This window comes from Mesorhizobium sp. P2_B5 (assembly GCF_056404775.1).
On sequence record NZ_JBFUDJ010000002.1, the window covers coordinates 554024 to 580237 of the forward strand.

25 protein-coding genes and 1 pseudogene are annotated in these 26214 nt (G+C 62.9%); 7 read left to right on the top strand and 19 right to left on the bottom strand.

Translation table 11 applies throughout. The features are described 5' to 3' along the window. Nucleotides 1-12: 12 nt before the first annotated feature. The gene (locus tag AC1D1N_RS09220) at nucleotides 13-804 is read right to left on the bottom strand and encodes an ABC transporter ATP-binding protein (RefSeq protein WP_477348050.1); all 792 of its coding nucleotides are present in this window, start codon (nucleotides 802-804) and stop codon (nucleotides 13-15) included. Nucleotides 805-920: 116 nt separating this feature from the next. On the opposite strand from AC1D1N_RS09220, the gene AC1D1N_RS09225 reads away from it, so the two are divergent. After that, nucleotides 921-1325 (top strand): cupin domain-containing protein, encoded by a 405-nt coding sequence (locus tag AC1D1N_RS09225; RefSeq protein WP_112560333.1) that lies wholly within the window; start codon nucleotides 921-923, stop codon nucleotides 1323-1325. A gap of 17 nt (nucleotides 1326-1342) precedes the next feature. Here the strand turns inward: AC1D1N_RS09225 and AC1D1N_RS09230 are convergent, their stop codons facing one another. The 5 genes from AC1D1N_RS09230 to aptA form a co-directional block, all read right to left on the bottom strand. Beyond that, nucleotides 1343-1726: a hypothetical protein gene (locus tag AC1D1N_RS09230; RefSeq protein ID WP_477348052.1), complete on the bottom strand. Its 384-nt coding sequence runs from the start codon at nucleotides 1724-1726 to the stop codon at nucleotides 1343-1345. 16 nt (nucleotides 1727-1742) lie between these two features. Beyond that, the gene (locus tag AC1D1N_RS09235; RefSeq protein ID WP_477348053.1) at nucleotides 1743-2081 is read right to left on the bottom strand and encodes a hypothetical protein; all 339 of its coding nucleotides are present in this window, start codon (nucleotides 2079-2081) and stop codon (nucleotides 1743-1745) included. 35 nt (nucleotides 2082-2116) lie between these two features. Beyond that, the gene (gene hydA / locus AC1D1N_RS09240; RefSeq protein ID WP_477348055.1) at nucleotides 2117-3568 is read right to left on the bottom strand and encodes a dihydropyrimidinase; all 1452 of its coding nucleotides are present in this window, start codon (nucleotides 3566-3568) and stop codon (nucleotides 2117-2119) included. A 363-nt stretch (nucleotides 3569-3931) separates the two neighbouring features. Next, complete coding sequence (locus tag AC1D1N_RS09245) at nucleotides 3932-5182, bottom strand: Zn-dependent hydrolase (RefSeq protein WP_477348057.1); 1251 nt, start codon at nucleotides 5180-5182, stop codon at nucleotides 3932-3934. A 70-nt stretch (nucleotides 5183-5252) separates the two neighbouring features. Next, nucleotides 5253-6581, bottom strand: a complete 1329-nt coding sequence (gene aptA / locus AC1D1N_RS09250; RefSeq protein WP_477348058.1) for an omega-aminotransferase AptA — start codon at nucleotides 6579-6581, stop codon at nucleotides 5253-5255. A gap of 254 nt (nucleotides 6582-6835) precedes the next feature. On the opposite strand from aptA, the gene AC1D1N_RS09255 reads away from it, so the two are divergent. Then, nucleotides 6836-7465, top strand: coding sequence for a TetR family transcriptional regulator C-terminal domain-containing protein (locus AC1D1N_RS09255; protein WP_112560477.1), 630 nt, complete (start codon nucleotides 6836-6838; stop codon nucleotides 7463-7465). Nucleotides 7466-7589: 124 nt separating this feature from the next. Here the strand turns inward: AC1D1N_RS09255 and AC1D1N_RS09260 are convergent, their stop codons facing one another. Then, nucleotides 7590-8462, bottom strand: a complete 873-nt coding sequence (locus tag AC1D1N_RS09260; protein WP_112560326.1) for a helix-turn-helix transcriptional regulator — start codon at nucleotides 8460-8462, stop codon at nucleotides 7590-7592. 111 nt (nucleotides 8463-8573) lie between these two features. Here AC1D1N_RS09260 and AC1D1N_RS09265 point away from each other — a divergent pair. Then, a pseudogene (locus tag AC1D1N_RS09265) lies at nucleotides 8574-9099 on the top strand (SDR family NAD(P)-dependent oxidoreductase); the annotation flags it as partial. Then, a complete protein-coding gene (locus AC1D1N_RS09270) occupies nucleotides 9096-9818 on the top strand; it encodes an SDR family oxidoreductase (protein ID WP_477348061.1) in 723 nt (240 codons plus the stop codon). The pseudogene AC1D1N_RS09265 and the gene AC1D1N_RS09270, both read left to right, overlap by 4 nt. Nucleotides 9819-9820: 2 nt before the next feature. On the opposite strand, the gene AC1D1N_RS09275 is transcribed toward AC1D1N_RS09270, so the two are convergent. The 7 genes from AC1D1N_RS09275 to AC1D1N_RS09305 form a co-directional block, all read right to left on the bottom strand. Beyond that, a complete protein-coding gene (locus AC1D1N_RS09275) occupies nucleotides 9821-10198 on the bottom strand; it encodes a DoxX family protein (protein WP_477348063.1) in 378 nt (125 codons plus the stop codon). Nucleotides 10199-10267: 69 nt separating this feature from the next. Further along, nucleotides 10268-10726 (bottom strand): carboxymuconolactone decarboxylase family protein, encoded by a 459-nt coding sequence (locus AC1D1N_RS09280; RefSeq protein ID WP_112560322.1) that lies wholly within the window; start codon nucleotides 10724-10726, stop codon nucleotides 10268-10270. Nucleotides 10727-10757: 31 nt separating this feature from the next. Further along, a complete protein-coding gene (locus tag AC1D1N_RS09285; protein ID WP_477348065.1) occupies nucleotides 10758-11276 on the bottom strand; it encodes an RrF2 family transcriptional regulator in 519 nt (172 codons plus the stop codon). Nucleotides 11277-11626: 350 nt separating this feature from the next. Then, the gene (preA, locus tag AC1D1N_RS09290) at nucleotides 11627-12940 is read right to left on the bottom strand and encodes an NAD-dependent dihydropyrimidine dehydrogenase subunit PreA (RefSeq protein WP_436260677.1); all 1314 of its coding nucleotides are present in this window, start codon (nucleotides 12938-12940) and stop codon (nucleotides 11627-11629) included. Nucleotides 12941-12952: 12 nt separating this feature from the next. Next, nucleotides 12953-13795, bottom strand: coding sequence for a class I SAM-dependent methyltransferase (locus tag AC1D1N_RS09295; RefSeq protein ID WP_436260678.1), 843 nt, complete (start codon nucleotides 13793-13795; stop codon nucleotides 12953-12955). A 5-nt stretch (nucleotides 13796-13800) separates the two neighbouring features. Continuing rightward, complete coding sequence (locus AC1D1N_RS09300) at nucleotides 13801-15156, bottom strand: NAD(P)-dependent oxidoreductase (RefSeq protein WP_477348067.1); 1356 nt, start codon at nucleotides 15154-15156, stop codon at nucleotides 13801-13803. Nucleotides 15157-15284: 128 nt separating this feature from the next. Then, on the bottom strand, nucleotides 15285-16001 hold the full coding sequence (locus AC1D1N_RS09305) for a gamma-glutamylcyclotransferase (RefSeq protein ID WP_477348069.1): 717 nt from the start codon (nucleotides 15999-16001) through the stop codon (nucleotides 15285-15287). Between the two features lie 197 nt (nucleotides 16002-16198). Between AC1D1N_RS09305 and AC1D1N_RS09310 the strand changes: the two genes are divergently transcribed. Further along, complete coding sequence (locus AC1D1N_RS09310; protein WP_477348071.1) at nucleotides 16199-16975, top strand: VOC family protein; 777 nt, start codon at nucleotides 16199-16201, stop codon at nucleotides 16973-16975. Nucleotides 16976-17039: 64 nt separating this feature from the next. On the opposite strand, the gene AC1D1N_RS09315 is transcribed toward AC1D1N_RS09310, so the two are convergent. Beyond that, nucleotides 17040-17528 carry a hypothetical protein gene (locus tag AC1D1N_RS09315; protein ID WP_477348073.1) on the bottom strand — a complete coding sequence of 163 codons (489 nt, stop codon included), beginning with the start codon at nucleotides 17526-17528 and terminating at the stop codon, nucleotides 17040-17042. Between the two features lie 208 nt (nucleotides 17529-17736). Between AC1D1N_RS09315 and AC1D1N_RS09320 the strand changes: the two genes are divergently transcribed. Beyond that, nucleotides 17737-18132 (top strand): DoxX family protein, encoded by a 396-nt coding sequence (locus AC1D1N_RS09320; protein ID WP_352559891.1) that lies wholly within the window; start codon nucleotides 17737-17739, stop codon nucleotides 18130-18132. A gap of 22 nt (nucleotides 18133-18154) precedes the next feature. Here the strand turns inward: AC1D1N_RS09320 and AC1D1N_RS09325 are convergent, their stop codons facing one another. After that, nucleotides 18155-20581, bottom strand: a complete 2427-nt coding sequence (locus AC1D1N_RS09325; RefSeq protein WP_477348076.1) for a GcvT family protein — start codon at nucleotides 20579-20581, stop codon at nucleotides 18155-18157. Nucleotides 20582-20639: 58 nt separating this feature from the next. Beyond that, nucleotides 20640-22178 (bottom strand): trimethylamine methyltransferase family protein, encoded by a 1539-nt coding sequence (locus tag AC1D1N_RS09330; RefSeq protein WP_477348077.1) that lies wholly within the window; start codon nucleotides 22176-22178, stop codon nucleotides 20640-20642. Between the two features lie 217 nt (nucleotides 22179-22395). Between AC1D1N_RS09330 and AC1D1N_RS09335 the strand changes: the two genes are divergently transcribed. Next, complete coding sequence (locus AC1D1N_RS09335; protein WP_192258520.1) at nucleotides 22396-22986, top strand: transglycosylase SLT domain-containing protein; 591 nt, start codon at nucleotides 22396-22398, stop codon at nucleotides 22984-22986. 32 nt (nucleotides 22987-23018) lie between these two features. Here AC1D1N_RS09335 and AC1D1N_RS09340 read toward each other — a convergent pair whose 3' ends face one another. Further along, nucleotides 23019-23696: a glutathione S-transferase family protein gene (locus AC1D1N_RS09340; RefSeq protein WP_477348080.1), complete on the bottom strand. Its 678-nt coding sequence runs from the start codon at nucleotides 23694-23696 to the stop codon at nucleotides 23019-23021. A gap of 164 nt (nucleotides 23697-23860) precedes the next feature. Beyond that, nucleotides 23861-26179: a dipeptide ABC transporter ATP-binding protein gene (locus AC1D1N_RS09345; protein ID WP_477348081.1), complete on the bottom strand. Its 2319-nt coding sequence runs from the start codon at nucleotides 26177-26179 to the stop codon at nucleotides 23861-23863. Between the last annotated feature and the right edge of the window lie 35 nt (nucleotides 26180-26214).

Consider the following 26214-nt stretch of genomic DNA (forward strand, 5'->3'; position numbering starts at 1 on the left):
TAGCCCACCGCCTCAATCTTCATAGCTGTGCCCCGCGTGCAGACCATCGCGGACGCGCGCGGCGATCGCCAGGAATTCCGGCGTCTCGCGGATGTGGAGCGGCCGCTCTCTCGGCAACGTCGATTCGATGACATCGGTGACGCGGCCCGGGCGTGGCGACATGACGACGATGCGCGTCGAAAGATACACGGCCTCAGGAATGGAGTGGGTGACGAAGCAGATGGTCTTGTTGGTGCGTCCCCACAATTCCAGCAATTGCTTATTGAGATGGTCGCGCACGATCTCGTCCAGCGCGCCGAACGGCTCGTCCATCAACAGAAGGTCGGCGTCGAAGGCGAGCGCGCGGGCGATCGAGGCGCGCTGCTGCATGCCGCCGGAAAGCTGCCAGGGATACTTCTTCTCGAATCCTGAGAGGTTGACGAGGTCCATCGTGCGCTTGATGCGCTCGACCTGTTCGGCTCTGGAGAGGCCCATGATCTCCAGCGGCAGCCCGACATTGCGCTCGATCGTGCGCCACGGAAACAGCGCGGCGGCCTGGAAAACATAGCCATAGGCGCGTTTCTGGCGCGCCTGTTCGGCCGTCATGCCGTTGATCGAAATCGTCCCCGAGGTCGGCTTCTCCAGATCCGCGATGACGCGCAGCAAGGTGGTCTTGCCGCAGCCCGATGGGCCGATGAAGGAGACGAACTCGCCCTTGCCGATGGTGAGGTCGACATTGGAGAGCGCCTGTACCGGACCGTCATTGGTCTGAAAGGTAAGGTCAAGTTTGCTTGCCGAAACGACGGCTGGCGAGGTCCCCGTCATTGGCTGCACGCCGCCTTTCACAGCCGCTGCCGCGCAGGACGAAATGCCGTTGCATTTGCGTTGATGTTGTTTTCCACTCGTCCAATCCCCATCAATCGACGCCCGGAGCCTTGCCGATGTCGCCCAAACCCACCTGCCACCTTATCCGTCCTGAAAGCACTTATGAAGGCAAGCAGGGATTGACCTATTTTGCCGGCATCGCGGCGGAGTCCGTCGGTTCCTCCGGCATCTGCATGCACGTGCTCACCATGCCGCCCGGCGCCCGCGCCAAGGCGCACCTGCATGAAAGCCATGAAACGGCGATCTACGTGCTCTCCGGCGAGGTCCACACCTGGTATGGCGACCGGCTCGAGCACCACATCGTCGTCAAGGCCGGCGACCTCTTCTACATTCCCGCCGGCGTGCCGCATCTGCCGGCCAATCTGAGCAACGCGCCGTCGTCGGCCGTCATCGCCCGCACCGATCCCAACGAACAGGAAAGCGTCGTCCTGCTGCCGGAACTGGATGCTCTGGTCGCCTGACACTGACAGGATCGCCGTCATCTGCACCGCGCAACTTCGCCCATGACGTTGCCGTCCTCGTCGGCAATCGTCAGTCTCTTGGCGTTCTTGGCGCTGCGCTTGATGGTGAACTTGGTTGGCCCCTGTCCCTCCTCACCTTCCGCCTCACATGTTGCCGTCACCACCAGCGAACCATCGGCCTGTGCCTGCTTTTGCGTGAAGGTGCAGGCACTGGCGGCAGTGACCAATGCCTCGTCGGTCAAAAGCAGCATCTGATCGGCGGCGACTTCCTGGCCGTTGCGGTTGATGCAGCCATATTTGTCGCCATAGGGTTTCGACAGATCGACGCCTGCCGCGAAAGCCTGACCAGCAGAAAAAACGGCAAGCACCGCGACAGAGAGACCAAAACCACGCACGCTCATTCCCCCAAATCCAACGTCACGAACACGGTAGCAGCGGTCCCATTTCTTCAAGGCCGGGAATGGTCACGAAGAACCCGTCCTCACCCTTGTTGGTGACAACAACGGTTTCAGCCGTCGTCCCTGCCTCGCCCTCGGCGGAACAGGTCGCATCAAGCGATTGCGTACCAGGCGCCGAGCTCAATTGCTGCGCGAACCGGCAGCCGCTGCCATAGGTCTCGATGCCTTCGGCGGTCAGCACGATGTAATCGTCGCGGTCCTGAAAACCGGCCTTAGCAAAGACACAGCCGGCATCGTTGCCCCAGGAGCCGAGCAGCCTGTCGGCCGCGGTCGCCGGACCAACGATGACGATCGCCACGACAAATGAGATGAGCGCCGCCGGGCTTCGCAACCTCAAACCCCGGTCGCCGGAATGCCGGTGCGTTCCACCTTGCGCGGCGCGGTAATGTCCTTCCAGGTCGACAGCGCTCGGTTGACCGCAGCGTTCGGCTCGCGAGCGACGAACTCGCCATGGCCGGGCTTGGCCTTGACCTCGGCTTCCTCGATCGACAGTTCACTGCGCGAGAAGACGAAGCGCGGCAGGCCGGTCACCTCGAACCCTTCGAAGACGTTGTAGTCGATCACCGACTGCTGCTTCTTCGACGTGATCTTCTTCTTGCGCTTCGGGTCCCACACCACGACGTCGGCATCCGCGCCTTCGACGATGGCACCCTTCTTCGGATACATGTTGAGAATCTTCGCGATATTGGTCGAGGTCACCGCGACGAACTCGTTCATCGTCAGCCGTCCGGTGTTGACGCCGGTCGTCCACAATACCGGCATGCGGTCTTCGAGCCCGCCAGTGCCGTTCGGGATTTTGGTGAAATCGCCAACGCCGTTGCGCTTCTGCTTGGTGGTGAAGGCGCAGTGGTCGGTCGCCACCACTTGCAGCGATCCGGCCTGCAGGCCGGCCCACAGCGAATCCTGATGCAGCTTGTTGCGGAAGGGAGGGCTCATGACGCGACGCGCAGCATGGTCCCAATCCTTGTCGAAATATTCGCTCTCATCCAGCGTCAGATGCTGGATCAACGGCTCGCCGAACACCCGCATGCCTTTCTGCCGCGCCCGGCGGATCGCCTCGTGCGCCTGCTCGCAGGAGACATGCACGATATAGAGCGGCACGCCGGCCATGTCGGCGATCATGATGGCACGGTTGGCCGCCTCGCCTTCCACCTCCGGTGGCCGCGAATAGGCATGTGCCTCCGGCCCGTTATTGCCGGCGGCCAAGAGCTTTTGCGACAGAGCGGCGACCACGTCGCCGTTTTCGGCATGCACCAGCGGCAGCGCGCCGAGGTCGGCGCAGCGCTGGAACGACGCATACATCTCGTCGTCGTCGACCATCAACGCGCCCTTATAGGCCATAAAATGCTTGAACGAGGTGATGCCCTTGTCGACGACGGTGGCCATCTCGTCGAACACCTGCTTGCCCCACCAGGTGATCGCCATGTGAAAGGAATAATCGCAGGACGCCTTCGACGTCTTGTTGTCCCACATCTGCAAGGCTTCGAGCAGCGACTGCTTCGGCGACGGCAGGCAGAAATCGACGACCATCGTCGTGCCGCCGGAAAGCGCTGCGCGCGTACCGGATTCGAAATCATCGGCCGAATAAGTGCCCATGAACGGCATTTCGAGATGGGTATGCGGGTCGATGCCGCCCGGCATGATGTAGCAGCCGGTGGCGTCGAACTCATGGTCGCCATGCAGGTTGGAGCCGATGGCGACGATCTTGCCGTGCTGCATCAGCACATCGGCCTTCCAGGTGCGGTCGGCAGTGACGATGGTGCCGTTTCGGATGACTTTGGTCATTTTCTTGTTCCCTTGTTCGGATGCGCTTCTTGTGAGCGCTTTGTTCATTCGGATAGTTCGGTGGCGGCCCCTTCAATTGACGCCAATTCTTCTGAAGTCAGCGCCGCCCCTCACCTGCCTGCCGGCATCCTCTCCCGTAGAGTGACGGGGAGAGGGGCGCCTTCGCTTGTGGTTTCGCCAATGGCAAACGCCGCAGAAATGGCGTGGAGGTTTCGGCCAGCCTCTTTCTCCCCGTCACTATACGGGGAGAAATGCCCGGCAGGGCAATGAGGGGCAGCGCTGACGTCGGCACAGTAGCCTGATCCAATTCGAGACCTCCTGTCCGGAGCGGCAAGCCGGGCTTGACGGTACAGCGCCGACCTCTCACGCCACGATCCCCGCAGTCTCCACCACCGCGTGGAACAGCACATCGGCGCCGGCGCCGGCCCATTCCTTGGTGATTTCCTCAGCCTCGTTGTGTGACAACCCGTCAACGCAGGGACACATCACCATGGCGGTCGGCGCAACGCGGTTGATCCAGCAGGCATCGTGGCCGGCGCCGGAGACGATATTGCGGTGCGAATAGCCGAGCCGATCGGCGGCGTCGCGGATTGCCTTGACGCAACCGGCGTCGAAGGTCACCGGATCGAAAGCGCCGACCTGCTCGACCTTGTACTGGATATCGAGCGCCTCGCAGATCGTGTCGATGCCTTCGCGGATCCGGCCGTCCATCGCGTCCAGAACTTCCTTCTCGGGCGAGCGGATGTCGATGGTGAAGACGGTGCGCCCTGCAATGATGTTGCGCGAATTCGGAAACACTTCCATATGGCCGACCGCACCGACGGCGTCCGGCTGGTAGTCCATGGCGATCTCGTGCACCAGCTCGATCACGCGGGCCATGCCGAGCCCGGCATTGCGCCGCTTGGGCATCGGCGTCGAACCGGTATGCGCCTCCTTGCCGGTCAGCGTCACCTGCAGCCATTTCAGGCCCTGGCCATGGGTGACGACGCCGATATCGATGCCTTCATCCTCGAGGATCGGCCCCTGCTCGATATGCAATTCGAAGAAGGCGTGGATTTTGCGATCGCCGACCTTCTCCGTGCCCTTCCAGCCGATTCGCTCCAACTCCTCGCCGAATTTTTTTCCCTGTTTATCGGTGTGCTGATACACGTCCGCCTGCTCCAGCACGCCAGCGAACACGCCGGACGCCATCATCGCCGGGGCAAAACGCGAGCCTTCCTCGTTGGTCCAGTTGGTGACGACGATCGGATGCCTGGTGGTGATGCCGAGATCGTTGAGCGAACGGATGATCTCCAGCCCGCCGAGCACGCCAAGCACGCCGTCATATTTGCCGCCGGTCGGCTGCGTGTCGAGATGGCTGCCGACATAGACCGGCGGCAGGCTGGGATCGGCGCCTTCCCGGCGGGCGAACATGGTGCCCATCTCGTCGAGGCCCATTTCGAGCCCGGCCGCCTCGCACCAGCGTTTGAACAGATGCCTGCCCTCGCCGTCCTCGTCAGTCACGGTCTGGCGATTGTTGCCACCGGCAATGCCGGGGCCGATCTTCGCCATCTCCATGATGGAAGCCCACAAACGGTCTGAATTGATTCGCAGATTCTCGCCTGGGGCAGCCATTCAAAATCCTCTCATTTCATATCACCAACCGGGTGGCGGTTCCCGCCACCACCCGACTGGCCCAAATAGATTAGTCTATCGCCCTCAGCACTTCACGCACATGGTCGATCAGTTCGTTGATCTGGCCCTTGGTGATGATCAGCGGCGGCGACAGCGCGATGATGTCGCCGGTGGTGCGGATAAGCGCGCCGCGCTCGAACGCCTTGACGAAGGCCGAGAAGGCCCGCTTGGTCGGGCTGCCGGCGATCGGCGCCAGCTCGATCGCGCCGATCAGGCCGATGTTCCTGATGTCGATGACATGCGGCTCGCCCTTCAGCGAATGCAGCGCATCTTCCCAGTAAGGCGCCAGTTCCTCGCCACGGGTGAGCAGGCCCTCTTCCTTGTAGGTGTCGAGCGTGCCCAAAGCTGCGGCACATGCGATCGGATTGCCCGAATAGGTGTAGCCGTGGAAGAACTCGATCATGTGCTCGGGGCCGGTCATGAAGGCGTCGTGGATTTCCTTCTTCACGAACACCGCGCCCATCGGGATGACGCCGTTGGAAACGCCCTTGGCGGTGGTCATGATGTCGGGCGTGACGCCAAAGTAGTCGGCGGCGAACGGCGCGCCGAGGCGGCCGAAACCGGTGATGACCTCGTCGAAGATCAACAGGATTCCATGCTTGGTGCAGATTTCGCGAAGCTTCTGCAGGTAGCCCTTGGGCGGCAGGATGACGCCGGTGGAGCCGGCGACCGGCTCGACGATGACGGCGGCGATGGTCGAGGCGTCATGCAGCGCAACGATGCGCTCCAGCTCATTGGCAAGCTCCGCGCCATATTCCGGCACGCCCTTGGAGAAGGCGTTCTTCTCCGGCAGATGCGTATGCGGCATATGGTCGACGCCGCCGAGCAGCGTGCCGAACATCTTGCGGTTGCTGACGATGCCGCCAACCGAGATGCCGCCGAAATTGACGCCGTGATAGCCGCGCTCGCGGCCGATCAGGCGGGTGCGCGCGCCCTCGCCCTTCACGCGGTGATAGGCGATCGCCATCTTCAGCGCCGTATCGACCGATTCCGAACCGGAATTGGTGAAGAAGACATGGTCCATGCCCTTGGGCGCAATGTCGACCAGGCGGTTGGCCAGTTCGAACACGATGGGGTGGCCCATCTGGAAGGCCGGCGCATAGTCGAGTTCGGCGGCCTGATGCTGAATCGCCTCTGTGATCTTCGGCCGGCAATGGCCGGCGTTGACGCACCACAGACCCGCGGTGCCGTCGAGCACCTTGCGGCCATCGCTGGCGGTGTAGTGCATGTCCTTGGCGGACACGAACATGCGTGGCGCCTGTTTGAACTGCCGGTTTGCCGTGAACGGCATCCAGAATGCGCTGAGATCGTTCGGCGTGACTTTCAGCCGGTTGGACATGACCAAGACTTCCCCTTGTAACCTGTTTCGGTGCGGCTAACGCTTGGTCTTTCCAACGCTTGGTCTTTGCTGCGTTTTCATGCTACGCAAATTTTGACCGATTGGACAAACGTTAGCACCGCCCTGTCGGCGGTCAAGGGATTACTAGCGGAAATGCGGCCTTCGAAGTGCGCTCCACGGCTCAGGGAAAAACTGGTCCAGAGAATTGGTCCAGATGACCCGCGCGACCAAGGCTTGGCTGTATGACCGACGCCATGGAAGGCTCCGCTCCTCGCCGCACCCGCATCCAGCAGGAAAAGCGCGAACTGATCCTGGAAGCGGCCCTCGAAGTCTTCTCCACCAACGGCTTTCGCGGCTCGACCATCGACCAGATCGCCGAAGCCGCGGGAATGTCGAAGCCGAACCTGCTCTATTATTTCCGCCGCAAGGAAGACATCCACGAAACGCTGATGGAGCGGCTGCTCGCGACCTGGCTGGCGCCCCTGCGTGAACTCGACGATATCGGCGATCCCCTGACCGAACTCAGGAACTACATCAGGCGCAAGCTTGAAATGGCGCGCGATTTTCCCAGGGAGAGCCGGCTGTTCGCCAACGAGATTTTGCAGGGCGCGCCGCGCATCATGCCGCTTTTGGAAGGCGAGCTGAAAACGCTGGTCGACGAGAAGGCCAATGTCATCAAGGGCTGGATGCGCGCAGGGAAGATCGCCCGCACCGATCCCTGGCACCTGATCTTCTCGATCTGGGCGACGACCCAGCATTACGCCGATTTCGACGTCCAGGTCCGCGCCGTGCTTGGCGCCGACCGCGGCGGCGACGGCCGCTTCGAGGATGCGGCGCGATTTCTCGAGCAGTTGTTCATTGATGGGCTGAAGCCGAAAGGCTGAGGCAAGATCGCGCTTGGGGGCCAACTTGCCGGTCGTCGGGGCTGCTGCGGACGGTGGAGATTGGCCGAAGCGCACATTGATTTCGTCATTCTAGGGCGAAGCTGAGAGGCTGCAGCCACCAACGCTACGCGCTGCGGCGCTCCACCGGCATCGCCTCGAGCAGCTCTTCCAGCTTCGCAACCGAATTCTGCTCGGCGAGTGGCGTGTAGACAATCAGCTTCATATCCGAGCCGTCGTCGATCGACAGGCTCATATGCTCAAACGCCATCGCGCCGGCGATCGGGTGGCGCAGATACTTCTTGCCGGACAGACGATGCACCACATCGCGCTGCGGCCACCATTCGCGGAATTCCGGGCTGGAGCGCATCATCAGCGCAATCAGCCGCTCGAAGTCCGGATCGCCGGTGTATTTCGCGCTCTCGGCGCGAAACGCGGCAAGGGTGGCGCGCGCCAGTTGTTCCCAATCGACCAGCAGGTGGCGCCGGCGCGGATCGGTGAACACGCCATGGAGGATGTTGCGGGCATCGCCTTCCAACAGACCGTAGTCGCCGAAAATGGCAACGGCCCCGGCATTCCAGGCCAGCACATCCCAGCGCGGCCCGACAATATAGGCCGGCTGCAGGACCAGGCTCTGCAGCATGTGCAGCAGTGGACCTTCGACCTTGACCGGGGTGATGCGCCGCCGCTCGGGCTGCTGGCGGCCGGCCAGCGTGAACAAATGCCGCTTCTCGGCGGCGTCGAGGCGCAAGGCCTCGCAAAGCGCCGTCAGCACCTCGACGGAAGGCCGCACGTCCCTGCCCTGCTCCAGCCAGGTGTACCAGGTCGTGCCGACACCGGCGATCATCGCCACTTCTTCGCGGCGCAGACCGGGCGTGCGCCGCCTGGCACCGGCTGCTATGCCGATGGCAGACGGCGAAAGCCTTTCGCGGCGTGAGCGCAGGAAGGCGCCAAGTTCGCGCCGGCGGCTGTCTTCGGGTGATGGTACGGAAACATCCATGGGCTCAGTATAGCAGTATCGATACCAGGATAAAGTTTGAACTGTTTGCGGCGCGCCGATCGCCCCATCTTGTTATCCAGAGCGAATATGGAGGCTCTCCGACATGGACCTGGCTTCGAACTGCGCTTTGCAGTCAATTATCTCGCCGGTTTCCTGCTGACGTCGGAGCTGCTGCCGCTGCTCAAGGCCAGCGCCCCGGCGCGCATCGTCAATGTCGCCTCGGCCGGCCAGCAAGCGATCGATTTCGGCGATGTCATGCTGACGCGCTCCTATGACGGCGTGCGCGCCTACTGCCAGAGCAAGCTGGCGCAGATCCTGTTCACCATCGACCTGGCCGGAGAGCTGAAGGGCAGCGGCGTCATCGTCAACGCCCTGCATCCGGCGAGCTACATGAACACCACAATGGTGCGCCAGGCCGGTGTGACACCGTGGAGTTCGGTCGAGACCGGCGCCGACGCCATCCTCAACCTCGCGACATCGCCCGCCCTTGAAGGCCGCAGCGGCCTCTATTTCGACGGCCAAAAGGAATCGCGCGCCGATGCGCAAGCCTATGGCGAAGGCGCGAGAACAATTGCGAGCTCTAAGCCTCGACCTCGTCGGCCAAGCCTCCGCAAAATCGAAGGAACAGCATTCATGATCAGCAACATCCAACACACAATCATCATCGGCGGCTCGTCCGGCATCGGCCTGGCGACCGCGCGCAAACTGCTCGGCCCTGGCATGAAGGTCACCATCACCGGCCGCAATCAGGACAAACTGAACAGCGCTTGGAAGAGCCTTGGCGGCGCGGCCGGCAAGGCTGCCTTCGATGCTTCGAAACCGGACGAAGTCCGCCAGTTCTTTGGGGAAGTCGGGCCCCTCGATCACCTTGTGCTGGCTGCCAGTGGCGGCAAGGGGCTTGGCCCATTCGCGAGCCTGGACCTTGCCGACGTCGCCGGTGGCGTCGACGAGAAAGTCCGGCCGCAGCTGTCTTGCCTGCAGGCGGCTTTGCCGACGCTCAACAAATCGGGATCGGTCACCTTCATATCGGCGGTGTCGGCGCAACTGACCGCGCCCGGCGTTGCCGGCATCGCCGCCGTCAACGGCATGCTGCTGACGGTGGTGCCGATCCTGGCGGTCGAGCTGAAGCCGCTGCGCGTCAATGTCGTCGCGCCCGGCGTCATCGACACGCCGTGGTGGGACTTTTTGCCTGACGACCAGCGGCAGGCGGTCTTTGCCGACTATGCCGGAAAGACGCCTGTTGGGAGGATCGGCCACCCCGAAGATGTCGCCGGTGCGATCGCCTTCCTCGTGTCCAACGGCTTCATGACCGGTCAGGTGCTGACTTGCGATGGTGGTTTGCGCTTTGCGGCGTAAACTTACAGCGACTGCGCGATCAGCGTCAGAAAACCGCCGGCGAGCGCGACATTGCCGACGAAGCCGTTGATGCGCGATGCCCGGTCCGGACCCTGATGGTCCCAGAAATTGTGGAACATCGGCGTGGCGGCGATGAGAAACAGCACCAGCACAGCACTTGCGATCGCGGTCCACACACCTGCCATTACCAGCGCGCCGGCAATGGTCTGCAGGACGATGCCGGCCCACAGCGCCAGCTTGGCCTGCGGCACGCCGCGCGCGGCCATTAGCCCGGTCAGGAAGGTCTCGTTCTGAACATTGCGCAGGCCGGCGACGACGAAGGCGCCGCCGAGCAACAGGCGGCCGAGAAACAACAAGGTCAAAGGCAAATCGACAGGCATAAAACTCTCCCCTTTAAAAACAGTTGGAGCGCCGCCCTCTCGACGACGCTCCATGGATAAACCGGACGGTCAGGCTGCTTTGGCGGCCGGCATCGGGTGAATGGCATGGAACGGTATGCAGAGCCGGTTCCAGGTGTTGATCATGCCGATCGCAACAGACAGCTTGACCAGTTCCTCTTCAGAGAAATGCGCGAGCGTGCGGGCATAGAGTTCGTCCGAAACGCCATTGTTGGCGATCAGGGTCGTCGCCTCGGTCCAGGCCAAGGCCGCACGTTCGCGCTCGGAAAACAGCGGCGATTCCTTCCAGGCTGCGACCAGGTAGAGCCGCGTCTCGGTCTCGCCGTCGCGCCGCGCCTCGCGGCTGTGCATCTCGACGCAGTAGGAGCAGCCGTTGATCTGCGAAGCCCTGAGCTTGATCAAATGCAGCAGGCCCACTTCAAGCCCGCATTCGTCGACCGCCTTGTTGAGCGCCGACACCGCCTTCATGATTTCCGGCGCCTTGGCGAAGAATTGCAGTCTCTGTTTCATCGTCTTTCCTTTCACGTCTTTCTGGCGAGGATTAAACTTGCTTGGTCGAAGCGGATTTCTGTGGCCGCTGATGGCGCGCCACAAAGGCACAGCTGGCGGCGATCGATCTCGGATCGCCTTCTGCCTGATAGTCAGCCACGATGTCGGACAACCGGGTTTCCGCGAGAGCCGCGCGATAGGCGCGCTCGGCCTTCAGCATCGCGGCGTTGATGCCGCACAGTTTTACATAGGCGGACGCGTCGAGCTTGGCCGGCCCGTTGCGGCGGATCTCGCCGCAGCGAAACGCCGGCTCCCGCCCTTCGATCGCCAGCACGATATCGAGCAGCGTGATGCGCTCGGCCGGCCGCGCCAGCCGGTAACCGCCCGCCGGCCCGGGTACCGATTCCAGGATGCGCTCCGCCGTCAGCATGTTGAGATGCTTCAAGAGATAGCTCGGCGACAGGCCGAAAGACTCTGCCAAGGCAGCGCCCGGCATGGTGCTGTTGCCCTCCACGCTGGCCAGCGTGGCCGCACAATGGATGGCCGCCTCAACGCCCTCGCCCAGCTTCATAGTAACGATCTCCAATTCATGGATACGTTTTATCGTGGATATATCTTATCTGCAATAGGAAAATGCGGAAATTTGCAAGTTTGCGATGGCTTAACTGGACTTGGGTTCCTCGCCCCCGCGGCAGCGGGGGAGAGGTGGCCCGGCGAAGCCGGGACGGAGAGGGGGACGCCCTCAGCGAAATCAGAACCGATGAGGGATGCGCGCGAACAAAAAGGCGATCAGGAGCCCAGGCAACCTCACAGTCGCCCCGAAGGCCCCTCTCCGCCCCGGCTTCGCCGGGCCACCCTGCCGGGGCGAGCCACGGGTCTCGCCCGTCCTTCGGACCCCCACTTCGGGCGAGGAACCCAAGCTTATTCCGCGGCCACCTTGGCCATCGGGTTGTTCGGATGCGTCGTCCAGTTGGCGTAGACCGGCGACACCGGCTTGCCGGTGCGCTGGTCCATCACGCCTGCGGCCAGCGGCTCCATGGTGATGCAGTTTTCGACCGGGCAGACATTGACGCACAGATTGCAGCCAACGCATTCGGCCTCGATCACCTCGAAGTGCCTGACGCCGTCGACCATGTTGGTGATCGCCTGGTGCGAGGTGTCCTCGCAGGCGATGTGACACCGGCCGCATTTGATGCAGGCGTCCTGGTCGATACGCGCCTTGGCGACATAATTGAGGTTGAGATACTGCCAGTCGGTGACGTTGGGCGTGGCGCGGCCGATAATGTCGTCGAGCGAGGCATGGCCTTTCTCGTCCATCCAGTTTTCCAGCCCCGCGATCATTTCCTGCACGATCTTGAAGCCGTAGGTCATCGCCGCCGTGCACACCTGCACATTGCCGGCGCCGAGCGCCATGAATTCGGCGGCGTCGCGCCAGGTGGTGATGCCGCCAATGCCGGAAATCGGCAGGCCATGGGTTTCGGGATCGCGCGCGATCTCGGCCACCATGTTCATGGCGATAGGCTTCACCGCCGGGCCGCAATAGCCGCCATGCGAGCCCTTGCCGTCGATGGTCGGCTGCGGTGCGAAGCTATCGAGATCGACGCCGGTGATCGAGTTGATGGTGTTGATAAGCGACACCGCGTCGGTGCCGCCGGAAAGTGCCGCACGCGCGGGCTTGCGCACGTCGGTTATGTTTGGCGTCAGCTTGGTGATGACGGGCATGCGGGTGTTGGCCTTGCACCAGCGCACCACCATTTCGATGTATTCCGGCACCTGGCCGACAGCCGCACCCATGCCGCGCTCCGACATGCCATGCGGGCAACCGAAATTGAGCTCGATGCCGTCGGCTTCGGTCTCCTCGACCACCGGCAGGATCGCCTTCCAGCTTTCCTCGACGCACGGCACCATCAGCGAGACGACGATGGCGCGGTCGGGCCAGTCCCTCTTGACCTGCTTGATCTCGCGCAGATTGACCTGCAGGTCGCGGTCGGTGATCAGTTCGATATTGTTGAGGCCGAGCAGGCGGCGGTCGGCCCCCCAGATCGCGCCGTAGCGCGGGCCGTTGACGTTGACCACCGGCGGGCCTTCTTCGCCGAGCGTCTTCCAGACCACACCGCCCCAGCCAGCTTTGAAGGCGCGGATGACGTTATACGCCTTGTCGGTCGGCGGCGCCGAAGCCAGCCAGAACGGATTGGGCGATTTGATGCCGACGAAATTGTTGCGGATGTCAGCCATGACAGGTCCCTTTCAACCGAGACGAAGGAGCATTTCCACAGGTGCAAGAATGCCGCCTTCAAGCGCGGCGGTGAGATTGGCGATCTTGGTGCGGGCGTTCTCGCCCATGATAAGATTAACGCCGGGAGGCGGTTTTTTGCCTTCCGCCTGCGCCGCAGCCATGCGCGCCCGTATCGTGGCGAAGAATTCGATGGCAAAGGCGCCGCGTGGGCGCTCGGCGGTTACAGAGAACCCTGCAGCCGCGGCAGCCGAGCGATAGTCGTCGGGCGTGGCGACGAAGGACATGCTCTCATCGGATGCCCATGGCAGCGGATAAGTCAGCGCACCTGCCTTGAGCCGCATCACATCGTAGACGGCAAAGACGCCGCCCGGCTTGAGCACACGCGCCGCCTCGCTCATCAGCTTTTTCTTGTCGGGAAGATTCATGCCGACATGCAGGATCATGGCCGTATCAAAGCTTTTGTTGCCGAACGGCATGTCCAGCGCGCTGCCCTGCACGAACCGGATTCTGTCGGCCATTCCCACCCGCTTCGACAGGCTGGTCGCGATATCGACATAGCTTTGCGTCAGATCGATGCCGGTGACATCGGCGCCGACATTGTTGGCGGCAAAGCGGGCTGGGCCACCCACGCCGGAACCAATGTCGAGCAGCCTGGCCCCCGGCTTCAACCCCATCTGGCCGATGAGTTCCCTGGTGGCGGCGACGCCGCCAATGTGGAACTCGTCGACCGCTTCGAGATCGCTGGCGCGCAGATGGGCAATGTCCACGCCGGTATCGGCGAGCACGGCAAGAATGTGCTGCTCAAGACCCGATACGTCGTAGTGACGGGCGATGCCCGATTCCACCGAGGCCATGATCTCTATCCCTGTGTCAGACTCCTGTTGATGCTCTCAGCCGCATCGCGCCCTTGGGCCACGGCCGAGACGGTCAGGTCGTCGCCGCCAAAAATGCAGTCGCCACCGGCCCAGACATTGGCGAGCGAGGTGCGCCCTTCCGCATCGACCTTGATGCGGCCGGCTTCGAGTTCGATCGATGCACCACTGCCGTTGAGCGCTGCCGGCACAAAACTCTGGCCGATCGCCTTGAACACCTGGTCGGCGGTGAGCGTCAGCCGCTCGCCGGTGCCAGCGAGCTTGTCGCCGTTCATGGCGGTGTATTCGAGCTCGATGCCCGACACCTTGCCGTTCTCGGCAATGACCCTCCTCGGCTGCAGCCAGTGGCGGATGGTGACGCCGTTGGCGGCGGCCAGATCCTGCTCGAACTCGGAGGCGTTCATATGCTCCTGGCCGCGCCGGTAGCAGATCGTCACCTCCTCGGCTCCGAGCAGCTTCGACTGCACCGCCGCGTCGATCGCCGTCATGCCGCCGCCGATGACGACGACGCGCCGGCCGACCGGCAGGCTTGCGAGATCGCTGGCCTGGCGCAGTTCGGCGATGAACTCGACCGCATTGGTGACGCCGTCGGCATCCTCGCCCTCGGCGCGCAGCGCATTGACGCCGCCAAGCCCCATGCCGAGGAAAACGGCATCGTAATTCCGGATCAGGTCCGACAGCTGGTAGTCTCGGCCGAGCGCCTTGCCGTTCTGGATGTCGATGCCGCCGATCCCCGTGACATAGTCGACCTCGGCCTGGGCGAAATTGTCGATGCTCTTGTAGGCGGCGATGCCGTACTCGTTGAGGCCGCCGGCCTTCGGGCGGGCTTCCAGAATGGTCACCTCGTGGCCATGGCGGGCGAGCCGGTGCGCGGCGGCAAGGCCGGCCGGCCCGGCGCCGACCACGGCAACCGACTTGCCGGTCGATTCCGCACGCGGATAGAACTGCTTGTGCTCGGCCATCGCGACGTCGGTGGCGTAGCGCTGCAAACGGCCGATCTGCACCGGCTTGCCTTCCGCCACTTCGCGCACGCAGACCTCTTCGCACAGCGTCTCGGTCGGGCAGACGCGGGCGCACATGCCGCCCAGTATGTTCTGGTCGAAAATAGTCTTGGCGGAGCCGATCGGGTTACCGGTCGAGATCTGGCGGATGAAAAGCGGAATGTCGATCGAGGTCGGGCATGCATTCATGCACGGCGCGTCGTAGCAGAAATAGCAGCGGTCGGATTCGACCAGGGCCTCGTGGTGATCGAGCGGCGGATGCAGGTCGGAAAAATTCTCGGCATACTGGTCGGCCGGCAGCCGGCCACCGGCAATACCGTCCTTGAACTGGCCTTCTGGCATCGTCAGTTCCCCATGTTTTCGTTTTGGGGAAGGCTAGCACGTTTTATTTTTTTATCAATTGGTCAATTTTCGGCGCAAAGCACTGAAAAGCCTCGATAATAACATGATTTTTTTTCTCATGTTATGCCCTATGGCGCTGGCGAAAAGCCAGAGCCTGGAGCGCCACCATGGATCGACCTTATCTCGTCGGCGACCAGTTGCTGCAGCCGCCACAGATTGCGGTCGCGGATGCCGAATTCCTCGAGGTGGCTGACGGTGTTGTAGAGATATTCGGCGCCCGATCCGACATGCCCGCAGGCCCGCGCCAGCACCCGCGCCACCCGGTCCAGCGGCTGCCCGAGCGAGGTTCCCCTGCCCGTCACCCCGACCCAGAAGCCGAGCGCCCGCACCACCCCTTGCGCCGTGCGCACCGGAACCCAACGGACCGAGCTGACACTCTCATGGTCGTCGATCTCGCGCCGCAAAAGTCTTTCGATGTGCTGTGGCTTGTCGCCGTCGGGCAGGCGGTAGATGACGCCGTCGCATCGCCCGCCGCGTTCGAGCGCCATCATCAGCCCCGGTTGTGCTGCGGTGCCGCGCCAGCGCACCATGTCGAGGCAAAAGGAGCGATGCCAGCCGAACGCGGTGGCGCGCTGGCGTTCGACAGATTCGAAAGCCGGCTTCCAGATCAGCGAGCCATAGGCGAACACCCATAGCGGCCCCGCGTCCGCTTCGTCGGACAGCTGCGCGGAAAGGGCGCGGAAATCCTCGTCGGTGAGCTGCGTCCAGCTGCCGTCGGGGCCGGGATCGACCTCCTGCCGATGGCAAAGTGACACAAGCTCAGGCGTGAGCGACATTTGACGCATGAAACGACAACCCCTCGTTTGCCCAAGGAAAGTCGAAAACCGCCGCACGTGCAAGCGGCCGGGCGCGACGAAATGCGGAACGATGTGTCAACGCAGCCGTTGAATTTTCTCATGCGCGCTGTCGGATTTGCGCCGCTGAAATCGTCCTTTGATGGATCGGACGACGATCGATGCATGAAGGTGAGGAGACCGAAAAAATGCCGAAAACCCCAATGCCCTTCTTCTGGTACGAACTGATGACCACCGATCTCGATGCCGCGCAAGCGTTCTACACCACAGTCGTCGGCTGGCGGGCCGAGCCCTTCGACAAGGCTCCCGGCATGCCACGCTACGTCGTGGTGAACTCCGCCGAGCGTGGCGTCGGTGGGCTGATGACCCTGCCCGAGGACGCCGCCAGGATGGGCATGAAGCCGGCCTGGCTCGGCTATATCCACACCAGGGACACGGACGCTTCGACCAAGGCGCTGAAGGCCGCCGGCGGAACTGTCCACCGCGAACCCGACGACATTCCCGGCGTCGGCCACTTTTCCGTCGTCGCCGACCCGCAGGGCGCCACCTTCATGTTCCTGCAGCCCAATGGACCCGACCAGCCTATCCTTCCAGCCACCACACCCGGCCATGTCGGCTGGCACGAGCTCTATGCAGCCGACCGCGAGGCGGCCTTCGACTTCTATTCGAGCCAGTTCGGCTGGACCGATGCCGGTAGCATGGACATCGGCGAGATGGGCATCTACCAGACCTTCGGGGCCGGCCCGGAATCCGGCGGCGGCATCATGAACAAGCCGCAGCAGCTGCCGGTGCCGGTATGGCTGTTCTACTTCAATGTCGATGCCATCGACGCCGCCGCCAAGCGCGTCACCGACAATGGCGGCAAGATCGTTATGGGTCCGATGCCGGTGCCGACCGGCCAATGGATCGCCCAGTTCACCGACCCGCAGGGCGCCTATTTCGCGTTGATCGCGCCGGCGCGCTGATCCGGCCAGAGGCGCATCAACACGAAACTGCTCTCATTGCACGCCGGTGCGATAAGGAAGCGCATCATTCCGGCGCCAGCACCGCGACCTTGATGCTCTCGTCCTTGGCGCCACTGAGCTGGATGGTGGCTGCGCCCGGCGTCAGCTTGAAGCGCACGCTCTTGCGAATGCCCGGACAGGTCTTCACACCGCTGAACGCTGCCGACTTTGTGGCATGGCCGTCTTGAATCACATCGATCCAGGCCTCGCCTGACAGGCTGATCTGGAGCTCGCCTTCCGGTGGGACGGTCACGCTCGCCGTCGCGCCAAACGTTCCGGCTGCCGGCGCACGTTCCGGCGGCACGGTAAAGCTGACCGCATCGACCGGCTCGAGCGCCAGGTCCGCGGCCTCGCCAGCCGCGAGGGCAGCGCCGGACTGCGTAGCAGGCGCTGCCGCAAACAGCGCCTGCTCGCGCGCCACCGGCCATTTGAAGGCATCACAGCCGCCGTCTGCGGCCATGGCGAAGCTGGTGCCTGCAAGGATTGCGAACAGGCTGAGGACGACTTTTTTCATGACCAGGGGAACCCATTTCGTTGGAGAGTCTACACGCAGACATACAACCATAGCGATATAAATGCAACCATACCGAGAACAAATATCGAAGTCCGACTGGAAGCAATTTCCAATCACCGATTGTTGATGGCAGGCCCCGGGAAGTGAATGGTCCAACGCAAATTGATCATCTATGGCCGGGCCGAAGGGTTGGAAAATGGAGTTTTAGATGAAGCTTTTTGACGGTCTCGCCAGGTTTCAGCCGCAGGCCCTCGGCGTCCTGCGCATCATGACGGCCCTGCAGTTCATCGAGCATGGCTCGCAGAAACTGTTCAACTTCCCGGTGAGCAGCGGTGAGCCGCATGCCCTCACCGGCCTGACGCTGACGGCGGCGATTCTCGAATTCGCCGGCGGCATCTTGCTGGCGCTCGGTCTCCTCACTCGCCCCGTCGCCTTCCTGCTGGCCGGCGAAATGGCCATTGCCTATTTCATGGCGCACTACCCGCGCGACTTCTTCCCGATCAACAACAACGGCGACGCCGCCATCTCCTTCTGCTTCATCTTCCTCTATCTGGTGTTTGCCGGCGCCGGCGCTTTCGCGCTCGACAATCGCCGCAACGCCTGATGTCCCCTGCGGGGGTGAGCCCTCATCCCCGCATCCGTTCGAAATTGGCATCGAACAGCGGCACCGCCTGCATGCGCGCCGCGTGACGCTTGCCCAAAAGTTCGATCTCGAAGCCGTCGCTCTCGTCGGCGATCTCCTTCGGCACATAGCCGAGGGCGACGGATTTTTTCGGATGATGCGCATAGCCGCCTGACGTCACCCAGCCGCGTACCGCGCCGCCGAACCAGATCGGCTCGTCACCGATGACATCGGCGTCGTCGGCATCGAGAATGAAGGTGCGCAGCCTGAGCTTGCCGCCTTGCTTGCGCTCGGCCAGAGCCGCCGCCTTGCCGATGAAATCAGCCTCCTTGCCATAGGCGACGAAACGGTCGAGCCCGGCCTCCAGTGGCCCGTAGATCGGCCGGTACTCACGCGCCCATGAACCATAGTTTTTCTCCAGCCGCAGCGCATTGAGCGCGCGCGAGCCGAACAGGCCGATGTCGAATTCCGCGCCCGCCGCCATCAGCGCCTGGAAGGCGGCCCGCTGATATTCCGGCGCCACCCAGATCTCGTAGCCGAGATCGCCTGTATAGCTGACGCGGTCGACCAGGCACGGCGCCATGCCGATATCCATTTTCGCAACCGCCATGAACGGAAACGCCGCATTGGAGACATCCGCGCGGCTGACCTTCGCCAGCACCTCCCTCGCCTTCGGCCCGGCGATTGCGAGGCCGGTCAGCTTCTGCCCCAGCGCCTCGATGCCCACCGAACCATCCCCGGGCAAATGCGCCTCGAACCAGCGCATATGGTACTGCTCGGCGATACCGGAACCGGCGATGAACCACTCGCCGTCGCCGTTGTTGGCGAGCGTAAAATCGCCGATCAGTCTGCCGTCGTCCTTCAGCATCGGCGCCAGCGTCATACGGCCAGGTCTGGGCAGCTTGCAGGCAAAAATCCGGTCGAGCCAGGCGGCCGCCCCCTCGCCCGTCACCTTGTATTTGGCGAAGTTCGAAATCTCCGCCAGGCCGACGCCATCGCGCACCGTGGCGACCTCCTTTGCGACGTGTGTGAAGTCGCTCGAGCGCCGCCACGAGAACTCGTCCTTGACGCCCTCGGGCGCATACCAGAGCGGCACCTCCAGCCCATAGGACACGCCCCATTGCGCGCCCTTGGCCGACAACAAATCGTAAATCGGCGTGGTCTTCAGCCCTCGTCCGGCGGGCAGTTCCTCATTGGGGAAACGGATCGAGAAGCGGCGCGAATAGTTCTCGCGCACCTTGGCGTTGGTATAGGCCATCGTTGCCCAGTCGCCATAGCGCGCAACATCCATGGCCCAGATATCGGCGCCGGGATCGCCCTCGATCATCCAGTTGGACAGCGCCAGACCGACGCCGCCGCCTTGGCTGAAGCCGGCCATGACGCCGCAGGCGACCCAGAAACCCGGCAGCCCGCGCACCGGCCCGACCAACGGGTTGCCGTCCGGCGCGAAGGTGAAAGGCCCGTTGATGATCTGCTTGATGCCGGTCCTCTCGAAGGCCGGGAAATGGCGGAAGCCGACTTCGAGTGACGGCGCGATGCGGTCGATGTCGGGCTCCAGCAATTCATGACCGAAGTTCCACGGTGTGGAGAACTCGGACCACACTTTGTTGGCCTTCTCATAAGTACCCATCAGCATGCCGCCGCGCTCCTGGCGCAGATAAAGCTCGCCGTCGAAATCGACAGCATGGATGATCTCCGTTCCGGTCTTGGCGTTCCACGCGGCGACCTCGGGCATGTCCTCGGTGATCAGGTACATGTGCTCCATGGCCAGCACCGGCAGTTCCAGCCCGACCATGCGGCCGACCTCGCGCGCCCACAGGCCGCCGGCATTGACGACATGCTCGGCCACCACCTCGCCCTTGTTGGTGATGACGCACCATAGCCCGTCGGGCCGACGCACGATGTCCTCAACTTTGGTGAAGCGCTCGACCTCGGCGCCGAGCTTGCGCGCCGCCTTGGCATAGGCGTGCGTCACGCCGGACGGATCGAGATGGCCGTCCTCCTTGTTGCGGACGGCGCCAACAAATTGCTTGGGATCAAGCAGCGGCATCAGTTCCGCCGCCTCATTGGCCGAGATTTCTTCAAGGTCGATGCCGAGATAGCGCCCCTTGGCGACGACGCCGCGCAGCCAGTCGAGCCGCGCCTCGGTCGCCGCCAGAAGCACGCCGCCGGTCAGATGCACGCCGGTCGCCTGGCCCGACAGCTCCTCGATCTCCTTGTAGAGCGAGATCGTGTATTTCTGCAGCTTGGCGACGTTGGGGTCGCCATTGATGGTGTGCATGCCGCCGGCCGCATGCCAGGTCGAGCCGGAGGTCAGTTCATCGCGCTCCAATAGCACGACATCGGTCCAGCCATGGCGCGCCAGATGGAACAGCACCGAGCAGCCGACGACGCCACCGCCGATGACCACCACCTTTGCATGCGATTTCATGGATTTTTCTCTGATATCAGCGAGTTGGGACGATGAGATGAATCAGGATGGGAAGGCATCACGGCTCGCCCTGCCCGATCGCTTCCTTGCGTCTGGCCACATACGCCTCCAGCGCCTCGCGTACGGCGGGATCCATCGTCGGCTCGACATAGTCTTCCAGCGCCTTCTTCCACAACCGCGTCGCGCGCGCCGTCGCGTCGAGGCCGCCGGCTTCCTGCCACGCCTCGTAATTTTGCCAGTTGGACAGCATGGGCTGGTAGAACGCCGTCGCATAACGTTCCAGCGTGTGCGGCTCGCCAAAGAAGTGGCCACCGGTCGGCACCGCGCCCAGCGCCTCGACCGCCAGCTCCGCCTCGTCGACCACGATCGGCCGCAGAAACTCCATCATGTGCTGGATCATCTCGACATCGATGATGAGCTTCTCGAACGATGCCGTCAGCCCGCCCTCCTGCCAGCCCGCAGCATGATAGACGAGGTTGCCGTGGCCGAGCACCGCACCCCACAGCGCCATCAGCGTCTCATAGGCGCCCTGCGCGTCGGCGGCGTTGGAGGCCGAGCCCGGTGTCGTGCGGTAAGGCAGATTGTAGCGCCGCGCCAACTGCCCCGAGGCGATGTTGGCCTTGGTGTTCTCCGGTGTGCCGAAGGCCGGCGCGCCCGACTTCATGTCGACATTGGAGGTGAAGGCGCCGTACATCACCGGCGCGCCGGGGCGCACGAGCTGCGTCAGCACCACGCCGAACAGCGCCTCGGCATTCTGCTGCGCCAGCGCGCCGGCCAGCGTCACCGGGCTCATCGCCCCCATCAGCGTGAACGGCGTGACCGCCACCGACTGGCCGAACTCGGCCATGGTCATCAGCCCTTCGGCCATCATCTCGTCGAAGCGGCGCGGCGAGTTGACCGAGATGATGGTGGCGATGCCTGGATCGTCGCGCATCTCGTCCAGCGTCAGCCCGCGCGCGATCGCCATCATCTCGATACCGTCCAGCGCCCGGCCCCTGCCGATCGCCGAGACATGGAAGGATTTGTCGGTCAGCGTCAGATTTGTGAAATAGGTATCCATGTGCCTGGTATTGGCCGGCAGCTCCACTGGCGCACAGACCTGGTTGCCAAGCATGTGGATGCAATTGAAATGCTGCGCCAGCCGGGTGAGATCGGCATAGTCGCGCAAATTGCCGGCGCGCCGGCCGCGCTCCATGTCATGCACGTTGGGCGGCCCGGCGACGAGGGTGAAATTGATCGTGTTGCCACCGAGATGGATGGCGTTGGCCGGATTGCGCGGTGTCAGCCGGTAGCTGGACTGCGTGGTCTTCAGCGCCTCGGCAACCAGGCCCCTGTCGATGCGGACATTCGCCGTCGCATGGTCGACCGTGGCGCCGGCCTTCTCGAACAGCGACAGCGCCCGCTGAGACATCACCTCGATGCCGAAATTTTCCAAAATGTGCATCGAGGCCTGATGGATCGCCTCGATCTGGTCGAGCGACAGCATTGCCATCGGCGGATAGGGATTGGTCACCCGCCTGAGCGGCAGTTGCGGGATGGCCGACGGCCCCCTGTTGCTGGTGCGCTCGGCGCCGCGCTTGCGTCTTGGTTCATTCATGCCGGCATCAGAGCGCCGGTATGCGGATACGGCTGTCAGAAATCCGCCCTCCGCGGGCGTGATTTTAGCCAAGGCGGCATTTCTGAATTCCGATGAAGACAAAGGCGACGCAAAAGGTCGGAATAATGGTACCGGCCTTCGCCAATCGACCCGGCCCGGCAACCCGTTAAGAAACGCCGCAAGATTCCCTTTATGATTTCGGCCTATTCGTCTTCCCATGCGTAGGTCGAGTTTTAGTAAAATTGTAGCGGTTGGTGTGCTGCTGGCGTTGTCGGCCTGCGCGACGCCGCCAAACCATATCAACAATGTGTGTGCCGTCTTCGACCAGAATGACGGCTGGTTCGACAACTGGCAGTCGGCGGCCGAACGCGCCTCGCAGAAATATAGCATCCCCGTCCCCGTGCTGATGGCGACGGTGCGCAAGGAGTCCGGCTTCAAGAGCAATGCCAGGCCGCCGCGCACCAAGCTGCTCGGCTTCATCCCTTGGAAGCACGTCTCCTCGGCGACCGGTTTCTCGCAGGCGCTCGACGGCACCTGGTCGCAATACCAGAGCGAAACCGGCAGCTGGGCGGCGCGGCGGACAAAGTTCGCCGATGCCGTCGATTTCGTCGGCTGGTATCACTCAAAAACCGCCGACACGTTCGGTGTCGCCCGCAACGACACCTACAATCTCTATCTCGCCTACTATCTCGGCTGGACCGCCTATGGCCGCGGCAACCGCGGCGATGCCGGCGTGCAGGGCTATGCGCGGGCGACCGACAAGATGGCCCGCGACTATGCCGTCCAATTGCAGCAGTGCGGCAGCTGAACGCGCCGCCTATTCAAAGGCCGTCGGATCGATCAGGCTATGACGCCACCCGGATGCTTTTTCATCATCAACGCATACGCATCCGCCGCCTTTTCAGTGTCCTCGATATAGGGCGTTGCACCGGGACGGGATCGGACCAGATCGTACAGTCTGGCAATCGATGAAAACTGCTCGCACGCCGCTTGGCGATCGAGATAGGCGATCCAGAAACACAGATAGAAATCGGCAAGCGAAAAGCGGGCGCCAAGGACGTAGGGGCCTCTTGCCGCCAGCCTCGTGTTCATGACACTCAGGCGGCTGAGAACCATCGATTTGGCGAGGTCCTGTATCGCGGCATCGTCGTGTCTTCGCAGCGAGAAACGGTGCGGGAAATGAAAGCGCTTCATCTCTGACTGAATGTCTCCCGCGATATGGAAAAACGTCGAGAGAAAGAGACCACGGTCCGGGTCGGTCACCGCAGGCGCAAGCTCCGTGAGCTGATGCCGTTCGGCCAGGTAAAGCATCAGCGCGGCTACGTCGTAGAGCGCCTCGCCCTCAGGCGTGATCAGCACCGGCACCAGCCCGGCCGGATTTATCGCCAGGAATTCCGCGCTGCGGTGCTCACCGTTCAGAATGTCAATTTTTCTGAGCTCATAGTCGATCTTGCCTTCCTCGAGCACCCACTGGACGAGAGGAGCGCGGGTGAAGTCACCGCCATAGAGAATGTACATCGGCCCCTCCGCGACTGCACCTCGCCTATTGCCTCGGCTGGACCGCCTATGGCCGCGGCAATCGGGGCGATGCCGGCGTGCAGAGCTATGCGCGGGCGACCGAAAAGATGGCCCGCGACTATGCCGTTCAGCTCCAGCAATGCGAAAACTAGCACCCTCTTGGTCTAGTGCCGCCTTGTCGTATCTTTCGGCTTCTTAACACCGGTTTCGGAAGCCTCGTCGACTACTTTGTGGCGACGGGCTCGCATCCCAGCCTGGCCCTGCTCCACGGCATCCCCGATCTGGTCGGCCTCCGCGCTGCCCGTTTTGCCTCGCGGCCGGTTAGGTGCTTTTCCAGTCGAAACCGGCCCGGTACTGGGCGCATCCTCCGGCACGCCTTCATGCGCCGCGTGCTCCTTGTCGAACTTGATCACCGGCTCCATCGTCGCCAGCACATCGTCCGACAGCCAGCACAGGCTCATATGGCCGTCGCCGAGATGCTTGACCGGCGGCACCTTGGTCTCGCACAGATTGTCCGGCACCAGTTTCTTGTAGCCGCAGCGCGTCTGGAACGGGCAGCCCGATGGCGGGTTCATCGCCGACGGGATGTCGCCTTCCAGCACGATGTGCTTCTTGACCACACTGGTGTCGGCGATCGGGATCGCCGACAGCAGCGCCTCGGTATAGGGGTGGTAGGGCGGCGCGAAGATCTGGTCGGTCGTGCCTTGCTCGACGATATAGCCGAGATACATGACGACCACGCGGTCGGCGATGTAGCGCACGACGGACAGATCGTGGCTGATGAACAGCATCGTCGTCTTGTTCTTGCGCTGAATGTCCATCAGCAGCTCGGTCACCGCCGCCTGCACCGAGACGTCGAGGGCCGAGACCGGCTCATCGGCCACCACCACCTTGGCGTCGCCGGCAAAGGCGCGCGCCACGCCGATGCGCTGTTTCTGGCCGCCTGAGAGCTGACGCGGCTTGCGCGTCTCGAAGGCGCGCGGCAACTTCACCAGGTCGAGCAGTTCCAGCATGCGCTTGCGCCGTTCGGCGACGTTGTTGCCGACATTGAATTTTTCCAGCGTGCGGATGATCTGCGAGCCGACGGAGTGGCTGGGATTGAGCGTATCGAACGGGTTCTGGAACACCATCTGGATCGACGACACCGTATCGACGCTGCGCTTCTCGATACTGGTCGACTGGATCTCCTTGTTGCCGAGCGTCACCGTTCCGGAACTTGCCGTCTCCAGGCCGAGCAGCACCTTGGCCAGCGTCGACTTTCCGCAGCCGGACTCGCCGACAATGGCGACAGTCTCGGATTCGCGCGCCACGAACGAGATCGTCTCATTGGCCTTGACGACGCGGCCTTCGCTGGAGCCGAACACTTCGCTGCCGCCGACCCTGTAGTATTTCCTGAGGTCCTCGATCTTGAGCACCGGGGCACCGGGCACGACCTTCTCATTGACCTTCTTGGCGCCGGGCGGCAGTGCTTCCCAGTCGATCTCGTTGAAGCGCACGCAGCGCGAGAAATGGCCTTCATGGCCGGCGACTTCGATCATCGGGATTTCGGCGGCGTTGCAGACGCCCTCGACGAAATGGTGGCAGCGCGGACCGAAATTGCAGCCCTTCGGGCGCTCATGCGGCAGCGGCAATTGCCCGGGAATGGAGATCAGCGGCCGCGAATTCTTGTCGGCGCCCGGCAGCGGGATCGAGCGGAACAGGCCTTGCGTATAGGGATGACGCATCCGGTCGAACACGTCCTTGATCTTGCCGGTCTCCACCGCTTCGCCCGAATACATCACAGTGATGCGGTCGCAGGTTTCCAGGATCAGGCCGAGATTGTGCGACACGAAGATCATCGACGTGCCGAACTTTTCGCCCAGTCCCTTGACCAGGTCGACAATGCCGGCCTCCACCGTCACATCGAGCGCCGTCGTCGGCTCGTCGAGCAGAAGCAGCGCCGGCTTTGACAGCAGCGCCATGGCGATGACGATGCGCTGCTGCTGGCCGCCGGAGAGCTGGTGCGGATAGGAGCGCATCATGCGCTCGGGATCGGGCAGCTTCACCGCCCGCACCATGTCCAGCGCGCGGGTGTAGGCCTCTTCCTTCGACACCTTGTCGTGGATCAGCGGCACTTCCATCAATTGCTGGCCGACCTTCATCGCCGGATTAAGGCTCGCCATCGGCTCCTGGTAGATCATGGCGATCTTGTTGCCGCGAATGGCGCGCAGTTCCTCGTCGGACAGTTCGCCCATGTCCTTGCCCTGGAACTTGATCTTGCCGCCGACGATCTTACCGATGTTGGAGAGGTCGCGCATGATGCCGAGCGACACGGTCGACTTGCCGCAGCCGGATTCGCCGACGATGCCCATCGCCTCGCCGGGCATCACCGTGCAGGAAAAATCCATGACGGCAGGGATCTCGCCCTTGCGGGTGAAGAAGGAGATCGACAGGTTCTCGATCTCGATGATCGGTTCTCCGGGATTTCGAACTGCCTCATTCATGGGTCGCTCCAATCCTGTTTTCATGCGCCGGGCCG